Source organism: Paenisporosarcina sp. P4_B8 (assembly GCF_056402175.1).
In genome coordinates this window covers 21,123-41,034 of record NZ_JBFUHX010000006.1, presented here as the reverse complement: position 1 = coordinate 41,034, position 19,912 = coordinate 21,123, and the positions used below count along the sequence as shown (strand labels likewise).

Annotated in this window: 21 protein-coding genes; 9 read left to right on the top strand and 12 right to left on the bottom strand. The window is 39.9% G+C overall.

Features of this window, described 5'->3' with window-relative positions; all coding sequences use genetic code 11:
* Positions 1 to 47: 47 nt before the first annotated feature.
* The 5 genes from AC1DSK_RS07515 to AC1DSK_RS07495 form a co-directional block, all read right to left on the bottom strand.
* Positions 48 to 533 carry a DinB family protein gene (locus AC1DSK_RS07515; RefSeq protein ID WP_477547367.1) on the bottom strand — a complete coding sequence of 162 codons (486 nt, stop codon included), beginning with the start codon at positions 531 to 533 and terminating at the stop codon, positions 48 to 50.
* A 385-nt stretch (positions 534 to 918) separates the two neighbouring features.
* Complete coding sequence (locus AC1DSK_RS07510; RefSeq protein WP_477547366.1) at positions 919 to 1,242, bottom strand: YmaF family protein; 324 nt, start codon at positions 1,240 to 1,242, stop codon at positions 919 to 921.
* A gap of 320 nt (positions 1,243 to 1,562) precedes the next feature.
* The gene (locus AC1DSK_RS07505; protein WP_477547365.1) at positions 1,563 to 1,823 is read right to left on the bottom strand and encodes a hypothetical protein; all 261 of its coding nucleotides are present in this window, start codon (positions 1,821 to 1,823) and stop codon (positions 1,563 to 1,565) included.
* Positions 1,824 to 1,959: 136 nt separating this feature from the next.
* Positions 1,960 to 2,613, bottom strand: coding sequence for an NUDIX hydrolase (locus tag AC1DSK_RS07500; protein WP_477547364.1), 654 nt, complete (start codon positions 2,611 to 2,613; stop codon positions 1,960 to 1,962).
* Between the two features lie 102 nt (positions 2,614 to 2,715).
* Positions 2,716 to 2,847: a hypothetical protein gene (locus AC1DSK_RS07495; RefSeq protein ID WP_477547363.1), complete on the bottom strand. Its 132-nt coding sequence runs from the start codon at positions 2,845 to 2,847 to the stop codon at positions 2,716 to 2,718.
* 191 nt (positions 2,848 to 3,038) lie between these two features.
* On the opposite strand from AC1DSK_RS07495, the gene AC1DSK_RS07490 reads away from it, so the two are divergent.
* Complete coding sequence (locus AC1DSK_RS07490) at positions 3,039 to 4,514, top strand: protein adenylyltransferase SelO (protein WP_477547362.1); 1,476 nt, start codon at positions 3,039 to 3,041, stop codon at positions 4,512 to 4,514.
* A 101-nt stretch (positions 4,515 to 4,615) separates the two neighbouring features.
* On the opposite strand, the gene AC1DSK_RS07485 is transcribed toward AC1DSK_RS07490, so the two are convergent.
* On the bottom strand, positions 4,616 to 5,362 hold the full coding sequence (locus tag AC1DSK_RS07485; RefSeq protein WP_477547361.1) for a hypothetical protein: 747 nt from the start codon (positions 5,360 to 5,362) through the stop codon (positions 4,616 to 4,618).
* 1 nt (position 5,363) lies between these two features.
* A complete protein-coding gene (locus AC1DSK_RS07480) occupies positions 5,364 to 6,068 on the bottom strand; it encodes a hypothetical protein (RefSeq protein WP_477547360.1) in 705 nt (234 codons plus the stop codon).
* A 115-nt stretch (positions 6,069 to 6,183) separates the two neighbouring features.
* On the opposite strand from AC1DSK_RS07480, the gene AC1DSK_RS07475 reads away from it, so the two are divergent.
* The 8 genes from AC1DSK_RS07475 (at position 6,184) to AC1DSK_RS07440 (ending at position 14,469) form a co-directional block, all read left to right on the top strand.
* Positions 6,184 to 6,525, top strand: coding sequence for a restriction endonuclease (locus AC1DSK_RS07475; RefSeq protein ID WP_477547359.1), 342 nt, complete (start codon positions 6,184 to 6,186; stop codon positions 6,523 to 6,525).
* Between the two features lie 88 nt (positions 6,526 to 6,613).
* Entirely contained in the window at positions 6,614 to 7,270 is a 657-nt protein-coding gene (locus AC1DSK_RS07470) for a hypothetical protein (protein ID WP_477547358.1), read from the top strand.
* A gap of 74 nt (positions 7,271 to 7,344) precedes the next feature.
* A complete protein-coding gene (locus tag AC1DSK_RS07465) occupies positions 7,345 to 8,904 on the top strand; it encodes a glycine betaine uptake BCCT transporter (RefSeq protein WP_477547357.1) in 1,560 nt (519 codons plus the stop codon).
* A gap of 276 nt (positions 8,905 to 9,180) precedes the next feature.
* Positions 9,181 to 9,843, top strand: a complete 663-nt coding sequence (locus AC1DSK_RS07460) for a hypothetical protein (protein ID WP_477547356.1) — start codon at positions 9,181 to 9,183, stop codon at positions 9,841 to 9,843.
* Between the two features lie 129 nt (positions 9,844 to 9,972).
* Entirely contained in the window at positions 9,973 to 10,671 is a 699-nt protein-coding gene (locus AC1DSK_RS07455) for a response regulator transcription factor (protein ID WP_342543725.1), read from the top strand.
* On the top strand, positions 10,661 to 11,665 hold the full coding sequence (locus AC1DSK_RS07450) for a sensor histidine kinase (RefSeq protein WP_477547355.1): 1,005 nt from the start codon (positions 10,661 to 10,663) through the stop codon (positions 11,663 to 11,665). Before AC1DSK_RS07455 ends, AC1DSK_RS07450 begins: the two co-directional genes overlap by 11 nt.
* 106 nt (positions 11,666 to 11,771) lie before the next feature.
* Positions 11,772 to 12,533 (top strand): ABC transporter ATP-binding protein, encoded by a 762-nt coding sequence (locus tag AC1DSK_RS07445; protein WP_477547354.1) that lies wholly within the window; start codon positions 11,772 to 11,774, stop codon positions 12,531 to 12,533.
* On the top strand, positions 12,523 to 14,469 hold the full coding sequence (locus AC1DSK_RS07440; protein ID WP_477547353.1) for an ABC transporter permease: 1,947 nt from the start codon (positions 12,523 to 12,525) through the stop codon (positions 14,467 to 14,469). The genes AC1DSK_RS07445 and AC1DSK_RS07440 overlap by 11 nt, the downstream gene beginning before the upstream one ends.
* Positions 14,470 to 14,714: 245 nt before the next feature.
* Here AC1DSK_RS07440 and AC1DSK_RS07435 read toward each other — a convergent pair whose 3' ends face one another.
* From AC1DSK_RS07435 to eutH, 5 genes are all read right to left on the bottom strand, one after another.
* Positions 14,715 to 15,110 (bottom strand): VOC family protein, encoded by a 396-nt coding sequence (locus AC1DSK_RS07435; RefSeq protein WP_477547352.1) that lies wholly within the window; start codon positions 15,108 to 15,110, stop codon positions 14,715 to 14,717.
* A 151-nt stretch (positions 15,111 to 15,261) separates the two neighbouring features.
* Positions 15,262 to 16,362, bottom strand: coding sequence for a glycerophosphodiester phosphodiesterase family protein (locus tag AC1DSK_RS07430; RefSeq protein WP_477547351.1), 1,101 nt, complete (start codon positions 16,360 to 16,362; stop codon positions 15,262 to 15,264).
* A gap of 435 nt (positions 16,363 to 16,797) precedes the next feature.
* Positions 16,798 to 16,947: a hypothetical protein gene (locus AC1DSK_RS07425; protein ID WP_158268345.1), complete on the bottom strand. Its 150-nt coding sequence runs from the start codon at positions 16,945 to 16,947 to the stop codon at positions 16,798 to 16,800.
* A gap of 51 nt (positions 16,948 to 16,998) precedes the next feature.
* Complete coding sequence (locus AC1DSK_RS07420) at positions 16,999 to 18,777, bottom strand: aminopeptidase P family protein (protein WP_477547350.1); 1,779 nt, start codon at positions 18,775 to 18,777, stop codon at positions 16,999 to 17,001.
* Positions 18,761 to 19,882 carry an ethanolamine utilization protein EutH gene (eutH, locus tag AC1DSK_RS07415; RefSeq protein WP_477547349.1) on the bottom strand — a complete coding sequence of 374 codons (1,122 nt, stop codon included), beginning with the start codon at positions 19,880 to 19,882 and terminating at the stop codon, positions 18,761 to 18,763. Before eutH ends, AC1DSK_RS07420 begins: the two co-directional genes overlap by 17 nt.
* Positions 19,883 to 19,912: the final 30 nt, after the last annotated feature.

Below are 19,912 nucleotides of genomic sequence, written 5' to 3'. Positions count from 1 at the left end.
TACACCCCTTTTAGAAAAGAAGATAATCTTAAAACCAAAAAACTTTATTATTCCTCTTCTATTTTCCAGCTATTTTGTAACTTCCTAATATAAATGATTTGACCAATGTGATAGGCGTTATGAGTTGAGACATTACCGATTACTGCCCACCACTCCACATGTTCAGGGAAACCATTCACTTCACTTTCAACTTTTTCTTCAGTTAGTAAACCTTGCCATTGTAATAGCACTTCTAACAGTTGTTTTTTTAATTCCGTAAATGTTTGATGTTCAGGAATGATAAAGCTTTTATCATTATTTCCTATAGAAGGCACAGCATTGACGTGAGATTTTTGGTACCTTGTTTGCCATGTTTGATTCCAATATAAGAGATGCTGGACTATTTCAGCTATGCTGTTACTATTTTCGTTTGGCTTCCAAAATGCTTCTTCCTCAGACAAGTTTTTCACTGATTCTGAAAATGGAGCGTACCAACTAGGGTCCTTCGCATTTGCTAACAACTGATCCGCTAAAACATCTTTTGCATGTAACATACTTCCACGCTCCCTATCTTTTAGAGTTATTAGTAGATTCTACAAAGTACATGAATTGTCCTGTTTTTATTGTTAATCACCTGTTTGCCTATTCTAGAATTAAAAATGAGCAGTGACTAAGTCACCGCTCATTTCTTATTGATGCTATTTTTACAAGCTTCATCATTATTATCGTGAAACCTCGTTCTTATAAACATCTTTGCGAGAATGGAAACCGTCAGCCCTTGCTGAAAAGTACTTTGAATTTGCAAGAGCTTACAGTGGAACAAAGGGTGAAAGTCTTCCAACATTTTAGGAGTTTGTGTAGAAAAATATAGTGGAAAGTTAATATGAAGTTTTGCAGCTATTGATAAATCAGTATGTCTTTGTTTTTTCAGTAAGGATGCTAGGACATATTTCTTCCTGTAAATCCTGAGTAATAATGGACATGTCCGTCATTAAATGTTGTGGTTCCTGAAAATTCATGGTAATGTGTTCCATCGTTCAAGTAGATAGGACGTCCTGTATCACCTGAAAAATGATGAACATGCCCTACAAAAGTGGTATTTCCTTCATAATAATGAACATGGTCCATCGTGAAATTTGCTGGGGTAGTCGTTCCCTGAACGAGATGTGAATGACCATCATTTATCGTCGTTTCCGTGGAATATTGGTGAACATGTAAATTATTGTCGTTCCATCTTATGCCTAAAATTTCATGCTCGTGCACAAAATCTCCTCCTTATTCTTTTAGATACTTCTACATATTTCTATGTAACAATAATCTAATTCATCACATAGAAATTGTCTGTCCTATCAGTATTGGATTGGAAGAACTGACAGTGGAGTAAAGGGGAATTACAAGATAGGCAGTAAGATCTGTTTAGTTCTAGGGATAATGAAAAAGCAAATAAAGTTTCAAGAAAGGGTCCTAAGTGGTATTCTTAGGCAACTTTTTTCATATTCAACTAATCGTGGCAGGTAGTTCAAAAAGAAAAATGGGATGTTATTTCTTATAAGAACCAAATAGTACTTTTTTATAAAACATAATCATTTTTTCATTCGATTGACTTCCTTAGTTAGGTTGTCAATTTGTTTTTGCATGTCAGCTATTTGGCGTTCTTGATCTGCTTGACTTTTTTTATCTTGACGTTCACTTTCAATAGTATTTTCAAGACTTAATACAGAAGCGACCGTTCCTAATGCATCTCCAAGTGTTGCAAGTACCCCTCCAATCACTGCAAGTTTTGCTGCATAAATTTCTGGCGATATAGAATTCTGTTTTCCTTGGTCAGGAATGACTTCTTTCACTGACTTGGCCTCCTTAGGTAATCGTTTTAAAGTCACACTTTTATTTAATGCTAATGAAATTAAATTTGACCATCATCGCATTACATTGAGCAAATTGTTTCAGTGGAAATACGATAAAAAACGAGCGGTGAGTTAATCATCGCTCGTTTTCCTTTGTAGATAAGGGCGCTATTTGATTTGATACCGTTTCAATAAAATGCTTTAATATCCGCGCTGTCAAACCCCAAATCGTATACTGCTCGTAGTCATAAAACCATTCCTCCATCATCCGTGCTCTCCATTGGTACTCACTGCCGTTAACGATCTTATCATAAGGAAAATCCTCCATCGGCATCGGTTGAACGGGGACCATGTGCACGTACGGTTTATGGTCCAACAACCACTGAACAGGGATTGTAAATGTCTCTTTCACTTCATCTGGATTGAAGGAATAGGTTTGATGGTGATCAATGGTTGCAACAAATGGGTAGACCACCAACGATGATGTTGGAATAAAGACGCTCATCTGCCCCAGGACATGAATGGCCGTTGGATCAATTCCCAACTCTTCATGTGTTTCCCGAATAGCTGCGTCCATTGGGGATGCATCGGTCGGATCGATTCGTCCACCTGGAAAACTGATATCCCCTGGTTGCTTTCTCATCGTCAGTGAACGCACTTCAAACAGAACATGCCATTCTCCCTCCACTTGAACAAGCGGAATCAGAACCGCCGAACGCATCGCGGTCTCCTCGCCAATAAACAGAGGTTGATTTTGATTTAATCCTTTTTTTATCTTTTCCAGGAACATTGAATCTCCCCCCACTTCATTGTCTTATCTACCCCTATCGTATCATGAAAACCTTGTGATAAAAGAAATGAAGTGCCATGCTGACGAACGTGAAATAGTTTACTATTGGTTCTGTTTCATATATGCAATGGTTTGTTTCAAGCCATCTTCATATGAAGTAGTTGGGACTTTTCCTATCAGCTTTTCAACCTTTTCACCATTCAGTACAACCGGTTCTTCATTTAAATAGAACATTTCAACCACGCAAAGTTCGGTACATACGTAAAAGTGTTTCAAGAGCGATATCTAGAAGTAGCATGGGTATAATAAAAGTACAGTAGAAAACACTAAAATAGAATGTCCTTGTTCAGTGAATAAAGCATAGTACTCAATATCATAAAATACCTAAATGATTATTTAATCATAAGAAATATGGAGGCGATACAATGACTAAAGAAAAAGCTGCAATTGAAAACAGATGGAACTTAGATAACAGTTATGCCCGACTTCCTAAATCATTTTTCACCATAATTACACCTAATGCCGTGCATTCGCCTGAGTTGATAAAATTTAATGATTCCTTGGCAACATCACTTGGATTGAATATTGATGAGTTAAAAAGTAAAGACGGCGTAGCGGAGCTTGCAGGCAATAGCATTCCTGAAGGATCAATACCTCTGGCTCAAGCTTATGCTGGGCATCAATTCGGGAATTTTAACATGTTAGGAGACGGCCGTGCACTGCTGATTGGTGAACAAATCACCCCTTCAGGTGAACGGTTTGATATCCAGCTCAAGGGTTCGGGTCCAACTCCATATTCCCGCCGTGGCGACGGACGAGCGGCACTTGGACCGATGCTACGTGAATACATCATCAGCGAAGCCATGCATGCACTTGGTATACCTACTACCCGCAGCCTCGCAGTAGTGACAACTGGTGAGTCCATCATCCGCGAAACTCAACTGCCTGGTGCCATTCTTACCCGTGTTGCTGCCAGTCATCTGCGTGTCGGTACTTTTCAATACGCTGCAAATTTCGGGACAATTGAAGACGTCCGGACTCTTGCTGACTATACAATAGAGCGCCATTATCCATATGTTGCAGATGATGAAAATCGATATCTATCGCTACTCCAGGAAGTCATAAAACGTCAGGCTGACTTGATTGCCAAATGGCAACTCGTTGGTTTTATTCACGGGGTAATGAACACTGACAACATGACCATCAGTGGAGAAACCATCGATTATGGTCCTTGCGCATTTATGGATGAATACGATCCAGCAACGGTATTCAGTTCCATTGACCAACAAGGTCGTTATGCATACGGCAATCAGCCATACATGGCAGGTTGGAATTTAGCGCGCCTTGCAGAGACTTTATTGCCGTTGTTCCATGATGATCAGGAGCAAGCAATCAAAATGGCCCAAGACGCGATTGCAAAATTCAACAAGTTGTATCACGAGAAATGGTATGCTGGAATGAGAGCAAAACTCGGAATTTTTAATGAAGAAAAAGAGGATGAAACCTTGATTGAAGATCTCTTAAATATCATGCAGAAGTATCGTGCGGATTATACTAATACATTCCGTGCACTGACTTTTGATAAGCTGGAAGAGACAGACCTGTTCAACAGTGAAGATTTTGTCGAATGGAATGAGCGTTGGAAGACGAGATTGAATAGTCAGGAAGAATCTAAAGAATCCTCTCAACAGTTGATGAGGAATTCCAATCCAGCGATTATTCCACGAAATCATCGTGTGGAAGAAGCTCTTGAAGCTGCAGTGGACCATGGAGATTATAGCGTAATGGAGAAGTTGCTTGAAGTTGTTTCGAGTCCTTTTGAACATACGAGTGAAAAGGCTGATTATTGTATTGTGCCTGGGGATTCAGCAGGTTCTTATCGAACTTTTTGTGGTACTTGATTAAAAATCAATTAGTAATGAATATAAAATAAAATGCCTGTCATCGAGTGAAGTGTGAAACTACTTCATTAGATTACAGGCATTAATAATTACTCGAATCGCTACTCGACTGTCACAATCTCTAACTCATCCAGTAACCTAATATGCTCAATGTGTTCATCCCCACCAAAGCCACTTCCATTCAGCGAATTAACTGGGGGTAGCACTTTACCGAAATGATCATAGGCCATCCAGCCAAAATACATATAGTGTTCTATATTAAAGGAATTGCTGAACACCTCTGGATGTCTTGCTGTCTCCAACTTTGTATATGAAGCTAAAATAGATGACCATCTATCTGGCAATGGAATAACACCGTATGATGTTTCAGGGAGTTCAACTATTTCCTCGAGCTGAACACCTGGATCATAGTAATCGATGCCTTCCGTAATGTGGAATGACCGATCTTTTATCAGATAGAACTTCAGCTTTTCAATCGGTGTTTCAGGAGCAATGTTCCACACCAAGTGGGTAGTGGAGTAAACTCCATCTTCAATACGCCATGAATGTGGTTCACCACCTGTATTGACTGACGCCAGCTCCCATTCTCTTTTTTGCCATACCCAATGACTGACTCCATATTTGTTTTCTTCCGATATAAACGGAACAAATATATGTTTTTCATCAAGAGCGATGGTGTCTTGAATCTCTTTTACATTTGCTTGTGGGAAAATGTGATTGATTTCCTTTATCAATTCTTCCTTATCTGGAAAGGAACCCGGATTAGTAGAAGTAATCCAATAAATTAAACTGATGACCAGTAATATGGCCATGACACTTAATATGAACAGTAGTTTTTTCTTTGACATCTTAATTTATCCCCTCAATCAGAGAGTGTTTAAAGCGAAAATAACGTTGTTCTTTCGGGGTGGATATCAAAAGTCCTTTTCCATCCTCTTCGATATAAACTACGGAGACCAGTCCACTGCCCCATTTAGGGATAGCTCCGATAAGTTGGTAAGGAAACTTTTCTTGTGTGTTTGTCGAATCCTCTCCCAAATTCGCTCCGTAATACCAGTCTGAACTATGTATCGGTTCTTCACTGAAATCAAGGATGGTGGCCAAAGCGTTTTCTTTATCCAGCTTCTGATGCTTTACTCCAGGGTGAATGGGAATAATGGAAGCGTCGTCAATGTTCGAAAGATAAGTTGACGGTTCATTTCCGGGATAAATGACCTGAAAAATAGGAACAGCTAGCAGCGAGAAGATGAGAAAGATAAAGTTGGTTGCAAAACCAAACCAGGCAAAAGGCCGGTACGTCTGCCACTCCTCGGTATTTTTTCTGAAATATGCATATAAAACCCATACACCCAGAGGCAAAATCGATATTCTCATCACCGTACCGAAAATCTCAGTATTGAATGAGAACGAAAACAACCCGACTAGCATGACTACTAGCACTTTCCAGATTTTCGGTTTATCTGATTGCCTGTTATATAGACGATATGCAATCCATGCGATAACACACCACGCTAATATACTCACACTCACTTCCACCACATTGTTGTTCTCCAAGAAAATCATTCCCCTTATTGCTAATGATTGCACACGATTCATGCCTTTATAACTCTAGTTAGCATCTTCTTAATTTCGACAAACAAGCCGAATAACCTTCCAATATTTTCTTTTTATGAATCTCCATCTGCGCGTAAGTACTTTTTTATACGCTGCAAACTTTGGGTCAATTGAAGACATTCGAATACTAGCTGACTATAAAATAGAGCGCCCTTACCCACATGTTGTAGATGATGAAAATCGATATCTATTTCGCTACTCCAGATTTCAATCAAGGGGATATAGAGTATTGCCAACGAAAACATCAGGAGAATTCGGGGCAGATTTATTACTGAAAAAATCCGGAAAATGCATTATTGTCCAAGCAAAACGTTATAGCAAGCCTGTCGGGTTAAAAGTCGAATTTTTCTGTAAATCAATGTTTATGTTTAAGTTGAATTGGTTAGGGGATACTTAATATGGACATTTAGTATCCTTAAATAATCATAGGGTCTATAAAAAAAACTAGAAATAAAATGCGTAATTATTTGGAGGGTGAGGTTTCTGTGAAACTGTATCAGGTTAGAAAAGGGCAAATTGTATATTTTCAAAATGAATTGCACAAGGTTTATTCGGTAAAACCTATGTATAGAAAATCTGTCCATCTTATGAAATTGAGGGATTTATCACAGCATTTAAGCAGTGCGGCGGAAATCGATAAGTACCAGCCAAAGGAGCTGGATAGCTTTATTTTCAATAAAAACATCTATACCCTCAGCAAGGATCGAAAAGCTGAAGAAGGAGATTACATCTTAATTACACATCCCAATCCAGATTACTTGGATCACTATTCTTTAAATGAAATTGAGGTAGTGGCATCCGCTGAATCTAAAGGGGTTGTTACAAGTAAGTCTAACGGGGTTAGGCATAATGAGTATCTTTTGATGGTTCCGGGCCGCCATGATCACAGCAACCCGATTGAATACCGAGACATTCAAAATATTGATGACAGCAGCTTGAATGACCTGTCAAACTTTAATGCTGATATGCTGCCGTCTATTGGCGATGTGTATAGAAGCAATGATAAAGATGAATCAATCGAAGCGATGGTTATCGCAATACAAGGCAATTTTGTATTTCTCGGTGGCAATTTAGAGTTGGCACTTGAAGAGTTGATGAACATTGAAAAATGGGAATTTCTATACAACCTTCTTGATCAATGATTTCCTTATTTCATTTTCACATTCGGACTTATATTCCTTATTAGTTTCACACTTTATTTCTGTTGGAGGTTTCCATGAACGTTAACAAGCTAAAAGAAAACAGTGTATTTATCATCTCACTGTTACTGACACTAATCTTTATTGCATGGGGGATCTTTTTCACAGATCTTCTTACCAAAGTGACCGATACCATTTATAATGCATCGATTGATTATCTTGGATGGGTTTATATCGGCGCTACCCTTTTCTTTGTGATTTTTTCCATCTATTTGTTGTTTTCTAAATATGGCCATATTCGGTTAGGGAAGTCGACAGACCGGCCTGATTTCAATACCGCGTCCTGGCTAGCTATGTTGTTTGGAGCTGGGATGGGAATAGGGATTGTTTACTGGAGTGTCGCCGAGCCGGTCACCCATTATACGACCCCTCCATACGGAGAAGGCTATACTATTGATGCAGCTAATACTGCCATGAAATATACCTTTTTCCATTGGGGTCTGCATCCATGGGCGATTTACACGGTTATTGGACTGGCTCTTGCTCTTTGCCAATACAACAAAAAACTGCCTGCAGCCATTAGTTCTGTTTTCTATCCGATTCTGAAAGATAAAATCTATGGACCCATTGGGAAAACAATTGATATTCTCTCGGTATTTGCAACTGTCTTTGGCATTGCAACATCTCTTGGCCTTGGAGCCTTGCAAGTCACTGCAGGGATGCATTCCATATTCGGTGCTCCCAATACGTTACCTGTTCAGCTGATTGTCATTGTCGTGGCTACAGTTATTTTCCTCATTTCAATCAACACTGGCTTGGAGAAGGGCATTCAATACTTATCTAACGCGGCAATGATTATATCGTTTGCCATTTTATTATTAATTCTAATTGTCGGTCCAACCCTGACCATTATTAAAGTATTCTTTAATACTTCTGGGCTCTATATCAATGATTTTATCCAAATGAGTTTAAGGATGAGACCATTTGGTGAAGGCGAATGGATTGCATCCTGGACATTATTTTATTGGGCTTGGTGGATTGCATGGGCACCATTTGTCGGGATGTTCATCGCCCGTATTTCTCGGGGGAGAACAGTTAAAGAATTTGTCATAGGCGTTTTAATCGTTCCGACTCTAGGTACATGTATTTGGATGTCCATCTTTGGCGGTTCCGCTCTTGATATGGTAGTCGACTCAGGAAACCATGAACTGGCCACCTATATAAAGGACAATGTGTCTCTGGCAATTTTCACATTCTTTGATCATCTTCCGTTAAGTTCCGTATTAAGCATCATGGGATTTGCTCTAGTTGCCATTTATTACGTAACCGTTGCAGATACATCTACATTTGTATTAGGTATGCTGAGTGAAGGTGGAACATTAAATCCTTCCAATAAAATCAAAATGACATGGGGCATTATTCAATCCGCAGTGGCAGCTGTCCTGCTAATATCGGGTGGATTAGAAGTATTGCAAACTGCATCTATTGCAGCGGCATTTCCATTTGCGATCATTATGATCTTCATGTGTTACTCCTTGCTGAAAGGGCTGCAAAGTGAGTTGATAGTACAGCCAATAAATAAAAGTCATAGAACAGTGGTAAGGAAAACGATGCCATCTTCGTTTAAGAATATTTGAATCGAAAAAACTGGAGCCTTTTGGTGCTCCAGTTTTTTGTGTTCATAATACGATTTTGCTCAACGTTCAAGTCTGTGAATGTTCCGTGTAAACTAGCCAGTCAGAAATTAGTAAAGTCGAATTCCATTAGCTTTTGCTTACCAGTCCTTCTTTTGTTGCGAGCTAAAGTGGCTAAGTTCACCCTTTCCATTAACAGGAATATTTATCAGAATACTGGAACTTTTTAGTTGCTGATTCGTATACCAAAGAAAGGTGTATTAAATGGAGGAGGATGGGATGTTGCATAAGCTAAGATGCATAAGTGGATTCATGCTAATTGCTTGCTTGCTGATGACTGCCTGCACGAAGGAAAAAACTGAAGTTCAAGTTGAAACTACAGGCGTGTCGACCGATGAAAAAGTTGAAAATCAAGGCAAGGATGACGTTGTATTGAACGATGAAAAAAACATAGCTGCGATCACGGCTGTAATTGAACATGATTATACGGTTCCGAATGAGGAATATATAAAATTATGGGAAAACCTTACCAAAAAATACGATGAGATTTACGAAAATGATGCAGAAGGAACGGTCTATACTTCGGACCCAACGGAAGGCACTCCTGAACGGGAGGCTTATATGGATTTCTTTAAAAAGGCGTATGGACCATATTTCACGGATAGCGAGTATGATTTCTACATTAGATCCCTTGCGTTGCATCCTCACCACATGGGGGAAGATTATTCTTATGAAATAAAGGTCCTCGACATTCAGGTGGTAAAAAGCAATAACCCGAATACACCTCTAACTTACGATTTTACCGTGCTGGTTGAGTACACCAAAAAAGGTGAGAAATCCATGGAATTTAAAATTACTGGAGATGCCATTTGTCCTGAAGAAGGCAAAATCGGGCGTATTAGATTCCTTGATGACGGAGGGCTTCAAAAACAAGATCAATAAATTAATGAACGTATATTAGCACTGCCCTCGGGCAGTTTTTTTCGTTTACTTCCTGTTCATTTCAATTAGCAAACTGACAGAAATTGCTATACAATTTAAGTAATACTAAACGGCTGTGTGGTGATTTTTTTGTTCAAATTGTTGTTAATCGAAGATGATGCTTCCTTGTTTGATGAAATACAGGACAGGCTCTCGCAGTGGTCTTACGAAGTTTACGGAATCAATGATTTCAACAATGTCATGGATGAGTTTATTTCCGTTAAGCCTGATCTGGTCATTATTGATATCCAGCTGCCCAAATTTGATGGCTTTCATTGGTGCCGGATGATTCGGTCGCATTCGAATGTGCCGATTATCTTCCTGTCCTCCCGTGACCATCCCACAGACATGGTCATGTCGATGCAGCTTGGAGCTGATGACTTTATCCAGAAGCCTTTCCATTTTGAGGTTCTTATTGCGAAGATCCAGGCGATTCTTCGCCGAGCTTACAACTATAGTTCCGATCCGGTAAGCCTGCGGACGTGGTGCGGTGCCGCGGTTGATTTTGAAAAGAGTACGGTTTCGAATGATTTGGGTTCAATTGAACTGACCAAGAATGAAAGCTTCATCCTTCAGCTCCTCATAGAGCAGAAGAATAAAATCGTCACCAGAGACCAGTTGATGAACAGCCTTTGGGACGACAAGCGCTTCATCAGCGACAATACGCTGACGGTCAATGTCAACCGGCTGCGCAAGCGCCTTGATGAGCTAGGACTCGGACAATACATACTAACGAAAGTCGGACAGGGATATATGGCGCTTGAAGAGGCAAAGAATTATGATTCGTAACTTCCTGACTGAACGAGTCAGCTGGATTCTCCTGTTCGCTGCATTGCAAGTTTTCGGCCTGTTCATTGCTTATATTGACGCGGCGATCCCATTCGGCCCCATACTCTATATTTCTTTCTTGTCCTTCTTACTTTTTATCGTCTTTTTATGCTTCCGTTATTTTAAAGAAACGAGATTTTACCGAAGCCTGGAAGATTGGGAAAGCAGCCTCGACCTTTCGGAAGTTGCAGAACCCGTTAGCCCTTTTGAAACAATTGTCGAGCGCAGCATCACGGAGCAAACTGCGCTGCTGAAAGCAGAGCTGTCAGAAAACCGCATCCATTTGGAGCAGGAGAAAGACGATCTTCTATCCTGGATTCATGAAGTCAAAACTCCTTTGACCGCCATGCAATTGATGATTGGACGCGTCGAAAATGAATCGCTGAAAGCCCATCTGAACCAAGAATGGCTTCGGATTCACTTACTTTTGGACCAGCAACTCCACCAAAAACGTCTGACGGTCATCGAGAACGACCTTTATATCGAACAAATCAATCTTGAATCGATTGTTTTCACTGAAATCAAAACCGTGCAATCATGGTGCATACAAAAAGGCATTGGCTTTGACATACAGCTCGACATAACGGATGTACTGAGTGATGCTAAGTGGCTGTCCTTCATCATCCGTCAGCTGTTGACCAATGCTATCAAATATAGTGACGCAAGCGACATCCAGATTCGGAGCTACAGTCAAGACAGCCAGACCTTCCTGGATATAGTGGACCAAGGAAGAGGAATCGATCCGAAAGACCTTCCAAGAATCTTTGACAAAGGGTTCACTTCAACGACCAATCACCGGGAGCAGGCCTCGACCGGAATCGGCCTCTATTTGGCGAAAAAAGCGGCAGCCCCCCTTCTCATCAAAATTGATGTGGAGTCTCAGATTGGTCAAGGGACGACTGTCACTTTATCATTTCCTAAACGAAATGAATTTCTGAACTTACAGGGCATGTGACAAAAGTGTCACATGCTTTTGTTTTTTGTTCGGCCAATCGCAGGATTAACATGTCATTCCTTTTTATAATTAACTCATCCCAACAAAACAAAAGGAGTATGGACATATGAACATATTGGAAGCAAGAAAAATCCGTAAGAGCTACGGTAGCAAGTTAAATAGACAGGAAGTACTAAAAGGCATAGACATCAGTATCCAGAAAGGTGAATTCGTCAGCATCATGGGCGCATCCGGATCCGGTAAGACGACTTTGCTGAATGTTCTTTCCACTATCGACCATGTAAGCGAAGGTACCATCCAGATCAGTGGCAGTGAAATGAACCGAATGAAGGAGAAACAGCTGGCCGAATTCCGCAAAAACCATCTCGGTTTCATATTCCAGGAATACAACCTGCTTGACACTCTGACGGTAAAGGAAAATATCCTGCTGCCGCTATCAATCACCAAATTGCCGAAAAAGGAAGCCGAAGACAAGTTTACGGCACTGGCTAGTGGACTCGGCATTCTGGAGATTGCGCATAAATATCCGAACGAAATATCAGGCGGCCAAAAGCAGCGGACTTCCGCAGCACGGGCATTCATCCATGAACCAAGCATTATTTTCGCAGATGAGCCGACCGGCGCTCTTGACTCAAAATCCGCTTCAGACTTGCTGAACAAACTGAGTGAATTGAACAGGCAGAGACAGTCAACTATTGCCATGGTGACACATGACCCTACCGCTGCCAGTTTCTGCAGCCGGGTGATTTTCATCAAGGACGGCCAAGTGTATACGCAACTGCATAAAGGGGATCAATCCAGAAAGACGTTCTTCGAAGATATCATCAAAACGCAAGGTGTGCTTGGAGGAGTTCAGAATGAACATTAACATCATCATCTTCCGCAACCTGAAAAAGAATCTCAAAAATTATTATCTATATGTATTTGCACTCGTATTCAGTGTCGCACTGTATTTCTCATTCGTCACCCTGCAATACGATCCGGCGATGGATAAAACGAAAGGCACAATCAAAGGCGGGGCTTCCATCCGGGCAGCCTCCATCCTGCTCGTTGCGATTGTTACGATATTCGTGCTGTATGCCAACACGATTTTCATTAAACGGCGCAGCCGGGAAATCGGCTTGTTCCAACTAATCGGCATGACCAAAGCGAAAATATTCCGGATCCTAAGCATCGAGAATCTCATCCTTTATTTCAGCTCAATCGTATTGGGCATTTTTATCGGGTTTTCATTCTCTAAATTGGCTTTGATGATTCTATTTAAACTGACGGCAGTGGATACTGCGGCCACCCTCCAGTTTTCAACACAGGCGTTCATCCAGACACTGGCTGTTTTCATCGGGATCTTTTTATTGATATTGGTGATGAATTATTTGTTCATCCGAAAGCAAAGCATATTATCCTTATTCACTTTGACTTCCTCGACTGAAAGCCATGTGAAGAAAACATCCAAGCTGGAAATCGGCATTGGCATTGCAGGATTGTTTTTAATCGGTTCAGGATACTTCGTATCATCCAGATTGTTCGAAGGCGATTTCTCGGGAATGACTGGGCTTTTCATTGCCATGGCATACACACTCGCTTCAGTCATTATCGGGACATACTTGTTCTATAAAGGGTCGGTCAGTTTCCTTGCCAATTTGATCCGAAAGAAAAAAGATGGTCATTTAACCGTCCATGAAGTGCTGTCACTGTCCTCCATCCAGTTTAGGCTGAAATCAAACGCACTGCTGCTGACGATTATCACGGCAGTATCGGCACTGGCAATTGGCTTGCTGTGCTTAAGCTATATCTCTTATTATTCAGCAGAAAAGACGGCAACGGATTATTCCCCTGCTCACTTTTCACTGACGGATACAGCTGCCGCTGATAAATTCAAGCATTCACTGGAGACAGAGGGCATCAAGTACCGTGAAACTTTGATCGACGTCCTCACTGTGAAAATCAATGCCTCTGACATTATGGAAACAGAACTGCCGGAGCTTGCGAAGGATGCAGCTGCCATGTCGCTTCCTGTCGTCAGCGACAGCAGTGTCAAAAGCATTGATGTCAAGGCGGATGAAACGGTCTTCACTGGGACCAGCAATTTGCTCCAGAGAATCATCAAAATTAAAGACTCAGGAAACATTGAGCTGATTGGCAAAACAGAACGGATCCCACAGAAGTTCATAGGGATGGAGAAGGACTTCGTCGTCTCCTGGTACTTCACGGATGGTGGACTTCCAATCGCTGTCGTCGACAAAACTGTGTTCGAGCGATTGAAAAATGATGTGGATCCCGCTATTCAAAAAGAAGCCATGGTTTATATCGGCATCGACATAGCCGATGAAAAGGAAATCGTTCGTGCGAATGAACTGTTTGCAGAAAACGGATTGAGTGGCAACTATGCCAATGATTCCCGCCTGGATATAAGCAAGAAGCAGAAAAATACGATGGGCCTAGCCATGTTCATTGTTGGATTCCTCGGGCTCACTTTCCTAATTACTTCCGGCTGTATCCTGTACTTCAAGCAGATGGGCGAGAGTGATGAAGAAAAACCGAACTACACCATTCTGCGAAAGCTTGGTTTTACACAAAGCGATTTGCTGAAAGGAATCCGCTATAAACAGCTGTTCAATTTCGGCATTCCTTTAATCGTCGGACTCGCACACAGCTACTTTGCGGTCCAATCGGGCTGGTTCCTGTTCGGGACCGAGCTATGGGCTCCGATGTTTATCGTCATGGGGATTTACACAGCTTTGTATTCTATTTTTGGACTATTGTCAGTTCTGTATTCCAAGAAGGTGATCAAGGAGGCTCTTTAGTAGCATCGGATTAAAACGAAATGCTAGAGTCGAGTTTATCTTCCAGTATTCATTCTATTATTGAGGTTTTGTGACGTTCCTAGCTTTCTAAGTGTGAAGTGGAACAAGAAGTTATCAAATTCTGCGGTATCTCATCTGTATTAGAATACGATTATCAACATCCATATCATTAGTGCAAAAAAAGACAGCTTCTCCTTTAATCCGGAGAAGCTGTCTTTTCATGTAAATCATTAGGGTTAAAGATTCTATTTCGCATTCACATCGGGCTGATGAATTCCGAATATATTGCCTTCGGTATCAATATAGTATCCTTGCCATGCCATTCCAGGCAGGGCATATTTGGGCATTGCGACCTTGCCGCCATTCTCAATAATTTTCGCTTCCGTTAAATCGTAATTTTCCACTCCCATTGTACAAGCAAATCCATTTAAAGCTTGGTTCGTTTCCGGCGGAGCACTTTTACGTTGCATTAAAGCACCATTGATTCCAGGTTCCTTTTCATCACCAGTCACTGCTCCAAAGTAAGGCATTCCTGCATATTCACTATAATCTTGAAATGACCATCCAAATACCTCTCCATAAAATTTCTTTGCCTGTTCCATGTCATTCACATGAATTTCGAAATGAACTAATCTCCCCATAATTACCTCCTATTAATTGTTACATACATTGTCTTTCACCAAAAGCAAATGGACATTCTTCCACCTTGATAAAAGGGGTTTCTATAATGTAAGTATTCTCTATCTATAGTCCAGGTTCCTTTTTCAACTATATAAAAATTTTTCATTTCCATTACTCTTTGCGAGCAGAATAACTCTTAGGTAGTTTAAGATTATGCTGCTCCATGACCACACGTAGGCGGTCTGGGTAGTCAGTGATGATTCCATCTACGCCATCATCGATAAGCTTGTCCATAGTAGGCTCGTCGTCGACTGTCCACGGAATGACCTTCATGCCGTACTTGTGCGCATCCTGAACCATACTCTTTGTCACATACGGCACATAGCTCTCATCAGTGACTTTTCCATTCTGCGGGAAACCATGAACTGGTGAAATGGCGTCAACGCCGAACGAGTGGGCCGCCGCAACGAGGTCTCCCCCAAAGTCGTCTATGTCAATACCACCCAACCAAGGAGATGCACCCGGCTGACCTGGTTGCAGGAATTGAGGACCGTTAGTCAGTGCGATTAGAGGCAAGCGAGGTTCAACCTCTTTCATCCGCATGAGCGCACCCCAATCGAAGCTTTGGATTGAAACTCGGTTAAGCATTCCGGCTTCGCGAACCTCTTGGGCAACAATCTGCACGAATTCTTCACGTGGAGCTGTTTGCTCCGGTGCCCCGGCTTCCACCTTCGTCTCGATATTCATCCAGACATTATTAGCGTTGTAGAGCTTGACAAGATCGAAAACCTCGGATAGAAGTGGTATCTGTGCACCTGTGCTCAGGGCCTGACCTGGGTATTGCGGCAACATTTGTGAACCACAGTCCAGCGTACGTACCTGAGCAAGAGTTAGATCCTTTATATACTTGCCAACGTAAGGGTACTCAGGGTCGCCAGCAAATGCCGGGCCTTTGTCTGTACACTTGGCACCCGATATCTTACGGTCGTGAGTAATAACTGCTTGATGGTCTTCGGTAATCTGCACGTCAAGTTCGAGTGTACTCACCCCGAGCTCAAGGGCCTTGGAAAACGATGCAATTGTGGACTCAACGGTGAGCCCAAGTCCGCCGCGGTGCGCCTGAAGATCAAACTCTTTGGGACCAAAGCTCTTCGAGTTGTGTGACCAAGACGGGTTTATAGCGGCTGAGGCTGGTTGTACTGACACTTGGCTTGCCGCTGAACACACCATAAGGGTAGCCATTGTTGCTAATATAAAATTTTTCCTCTTCATATTGCTCATCTCCTTATAAAATCTATTACTCTTATAAGTTTAGATGATTGATGTAAATCCTTGATTAATATCATAATAAGAGAAAGTAAATATAAATAAGTAAATGATTGCTTCTAATCTTAAAATTAATTCGCTATTGTTTTTTATTTATCCCAAAATATTGTCCTATTGTGTTAGATAAGCCCTTTTCATTAAATAATTTCATTGAGGGGGGTTAATTATTCGCTGCACTAACTCTTGCTTTATTTGAGAGAATGGAACTTTTCCCCTTTTAATCGGAAGCCTAATATAGTTAAGGAAAATTCAATATTAAAAAGCCTAATTTCTCAATTTAACGCTGAGAAATTAGGCTAATTTTTCATGCTCCATTACAGTGCCATATTATTGAATAACATTATGATACGCTTCTTCGTGGCACATCTATATGAAATTTTTTTATTTTCGAATCGCTGCTTTTTCTCTAAAATCAATGATTAGATCCAACTTAATCATAAAGTAAACACCTAGAATTCCATTTAAGCCATATGTCTCTTTTGTAATTTCTACTTGTACTTTAAATGAATCTGCAAGGTTAGTGAATTTCATTGATTTTATACTTTAAGGCGATAAATATTACTTGTATTCGGCAATACCTATTTATATTTCCCTAGTTTCTTCCCTTAGCCATACTCTCTCTTCTTCATTTAAATAAGGAGCTAGCTTCGTGTATACCTCTTGATGATAATTATTTAACCATTGCTTTTCACTCTCTGTTAACATATTTTTATTGATACCGGCCAAATCAATTGGGCAATACGTGATTGTTTTAAACTTCATAAATTGACCAAACTCTGTTTTCTCGTCTTCAACTACTAACATCATATTTTCAATTCTAATTCCATATTTACCTTCGAGGTAAATTCCGGGTTCATTCGTAATAATCATGCCTTTTTCTAATATAACATTATTATTATCATTCCTTATGCTTTGTGGTCCTTCATGAACATTCAAGAAAAAACCTACCCCATGTCCAGTCCCGCATTTATAGTCCAAACCATACTGCCAAATTGGTTGTCTTGCTAAAACATCTAAGTTAGAGCCTGTTGCTCCGTATAAATATTTTACTGAGCTTAATGCAATAAATCCTTTTAACACCAAAGTAAAATCTCTTTTTTGTTCATCGGTAAGTTTTCCTAAAACAATCGTTCTTGTAATATCTGTTGTTCCATCATAATACTGTCCGCCTGAATCAATTAAAAAAAGACCTTCATTCTTAAGAGTATATTGGGTTTCTTTATTGGCTTTATAATGCATCATCGCAGCATGTTCTTTATAACCCGCTATCGTATCAAAGCTAGGTCCAACAAATCCTTCCTGCCCCCTTCTGAAATCTTCTAATCTTTCTTCTGCAGTAATCTCTGTAATTTCTTCTTTATCTACAGAGCTTTTTAGCCATTTTATAAATTTCACCATAGCTAAACCATCTTTTATTTCACACCATTTTAAATTTTTTATCTCAACTTCATTTTTAATAGCTTTTAAATTAGTCGTGATGTTAGGAATTTTAATTTTCTTTGTATTACTGTTAATGGCATTATATAAACTGATATTTGTTTTATTCGTATCTAAAATAACGGCATCTCCGTCTGAAAGATTTCTCAAGAATGTTTGTATTTCATGATTCGCTTTTAACTCGATTCCTTCAGCCTCCAGTTCTAATTTAACCAAAGCGGGAACCTTGCAAGAATCAATAAATAAATAACATTTATGTTCTGCTACGATTACATTAGCTATTACAATTGGATTGTTAGGCACATCGGCTCCTCTTATATTTAAAAGCCATGCAATGTCATCAAGGGAAGTTAAAATATAATAATTTGATCCTTTATTTTTCATTTCTTCTCTTACTTCACTTAATTTTTCTACTCGTGATTTGCCTGCATATTTTACGTCATGAGTAAACATTGGTCCTTTAGGAATCTCCGGTCTATCTTCCCACAGATCACCAATTAAATCTTGATTCATTTTTAATGCGATTCTCTTTGCTTTTAGATCTTTTTCCATCTTTTTAACCATATTAATTGAAAAAACATTTCCATCAAAGCCCACAATGCCTCCTTCATTAAGAACATCTGTTAGCCATTCTGAATAAAATGGTACCCCTGGATCCATCATTCTAAATAATCTGATTCCTGAGCCCTCAAGCTGCTCTTCAGCTTGAATATAGTATCTACCATCTGTCCATAACCCAGCATCCTCTAATGTAATAACTACAGTACCTGCTGACCCTGTAAATCCCGATATCCATTGTCTACATTTCCAATGTTCTGCTACATATTCACTCTGATGTGCATCAAAACTGGGAATTATATAAGCATCCATTTGATTTTCTTTCATTAGCTGCCTTAACTTTTCGACCCTATCTCTGATATTCATTACTAATACCTCCATTTTCCTTAAGACTAAATTCTTTACTTTCACGGTCATACAGCCATGCGGCTAGTACTATACTAATTATTCCGGCTGTAAGCTTTGATATTATAAATGCTCCTATCATATCTGGTGCTACTCCTGACACAAATCCAAGTTGACCACCAAATACAAATGCTCCACTTACTCCAAAGGCAGTACATACCACTTTTCCTTTAGGATTCATTTCCTTATATGTTCCAAATATCAGCAGATTACTAGCTAAACTTCCTAGAATGCCTGCTACTGACACTGAATTAATTCCAAATTTCTCCCCTATTTTTTCAAAACTATTTTTAAAAATTCGATTAATAAGCGCTAGCATAGGATATGCTCCACCTAAAACCAATGCGATCTTGGCTACTATAACAGTAGATTCAGATAGTGGTGCTAATCCTGATACAAGCCTTACATCAAATATCACTTCTATACCTTGTAAAAGTAACCCAACAGTACTCAAACTCACTATAAGCTTTCCAAATACATTAAAAACTTTTATAAAAAAATGAGGAACTTTTAATAATCCTGCCCCTAAAATAATGGCAAAAACAAATATAGGGACCAGATTCAACACTAATATATTGATATTTATTTTTTGCCATAAGCCTGCTGCAAGACATCCTATTGGTATAGTAATAATTCCAACCAACACACCCTTAGAAAAGTATTTTTCATCCTCTTTAGAAAGCATCCCTAACGCGACAGGTATTGTAAAACTAATTGTGGCTCCTAAAGTAGATGCAATGATAATTCCTGAGAATGCCCCAATTTCCTCTGTCAATGCTAGCTCATTAGCCATTTGATAGCCCCCCATATCTACAGCTAAAAATGCTGCTGGAACTATAGAGGGATCTAGATGAAAAAATCTACAGATTGGAATAATCACAACAGATAAAAAATTTGTAAATATAGGGACTAATGAAATTATTCCTATCATGCCAAGCCCTAAAGCCCCCATGGTCTTTATGCCTTCCTCAAATTTCCCACCCAGTTTCAAATGATTCCCGGTAATATAATCAATAGCTCCGATTACAAAAAAAGAACCAATTAGATATAATATTAATTTATCCATTGTAATTACCACTTTCTATTAACTTTATAT

What these genes read in the sequence shown, in the direction of transcription:
- AC1DSK_RS07475 (WP_477547359.1), top strand. Translation starts at nt 6,184, where the DNA reads ATGAATCTCCATCTGCGCGTAAGTACTTTTTTATACGCTGCAAACTTT.
- AC1DSK_RS07490 (WP_477547362.1), top strand. Translation starts at nt 3,039, where the DNA reads ATGACTAAAGAAAAAGCTGCAATTGAAAACAGATGGAACTTAGATAAC.
- AC1DSK_RS07435 (WP_477547352.1), bottom strand. Translation starts at nt 15,110, where the DNA reads ATGGGGAGATTAGTTCATTTCGAAATTCATGTGAATGACATGGAACAG.
- AC1DSK_RS07500 (WP_477547364.1), bottom strand. Translation starts at nt 2,613, where the DNA reads ATGTTCCTGGAAAAGATAAAAAAAGGATTAAATCAAAATCAACCTCTG.
- AC1DSK_RS07460 (WP_477547356.1), top strand. Translation starts at nt 9,181, where the DNA reads ATGTTGCATAAGCTAAGATGCATAAGTGGATTCATGCTAATTGCTTGC.
- AC1DSK_RS07440 (WP_477547353.1), top strand. Translation starts at nt 12,523, where the DNA reads ATGAACATTAACATCATCATCTTCCGCAACCTGAAAAAGAATCTCAAA.
- AC1DSK_RS07420 (WP_477547350.1), bottom strand. Translation starts at nt 18,777, where the DNA reads ATGAATATCAGAGATAGGGTCGAAAAGTTAAGGCAGCTAATGAAAGAA.
- eutH (WP_477547349.1), bottom strand. Translation starts at nt 19,882, where the DNA reads ATGGATAAATTAATATTATATCTAATTGGTTCTTTTTTTGTAATCGGA.
- AC1DSK_RS07425 (WP_158268345.1), bottom strand. Translation starts at nt 16,947, where the DNA reads ATGAAATTCACTAACCTTGCAGATTCATTTAAAGTACAAGTAGAAATT.
- AC1DSK_RS07465 (WP_477547357.1), top strand. Translation starts at nt 7,345, where the DNA reads ATGAACGTTAACAAGCTAAAAGAAAACAGTGTATTTATCATCTCACTG.
- AC1DSK_RS07450 (WP_477547355.1), top strand. Translation starts at nt 10,661, where the DNA reads ATGATTCGTAACTTCCTGACTGAACGAGTCAGCTGGATTCTCCTGTTC.
- AC1DSK_RS07430 (WP_477547351.1), bottom strand. Translation starts at nt 16,362, where the DNA reads ATGAAGAGGAAAAATTTTATATTAGCAACAATGGCTACCCTTATGGTG.
- AC1DSK_RS07515 (WP_477547367.1), bottom strand. Translation starts at nt 533, where the DNA reads ATGTTACATGCAAAAGATGTTTTAGCGGATCAGTTGTTAGCAAATGCG.
- AC1DSK_RS07445 (WP_477547354.1), top strand. Translation starts at nt 11,772, where the DNA reads ATGAACATATTGGAAGCAAGAAAAATCCGTAAGAGCTACGGTAGCAAG.
- AC1DSK_RS07485 (WP_477547361.1), bottom strand. Translation starts at nt 5,362, where the DNA reads ATGTCAAAGAAAAAACTACTGTTCATATTAAGTGTCATGGCCATATTA.
- AC1DSK_RS07495 (WP_477547363.1), bottom strand. Translation starts at nt 2,847, where the DNA reads ATGTTCTATTTAAATGAAGAACCGGTTGTACTGAATGGTGAAAAGGTT.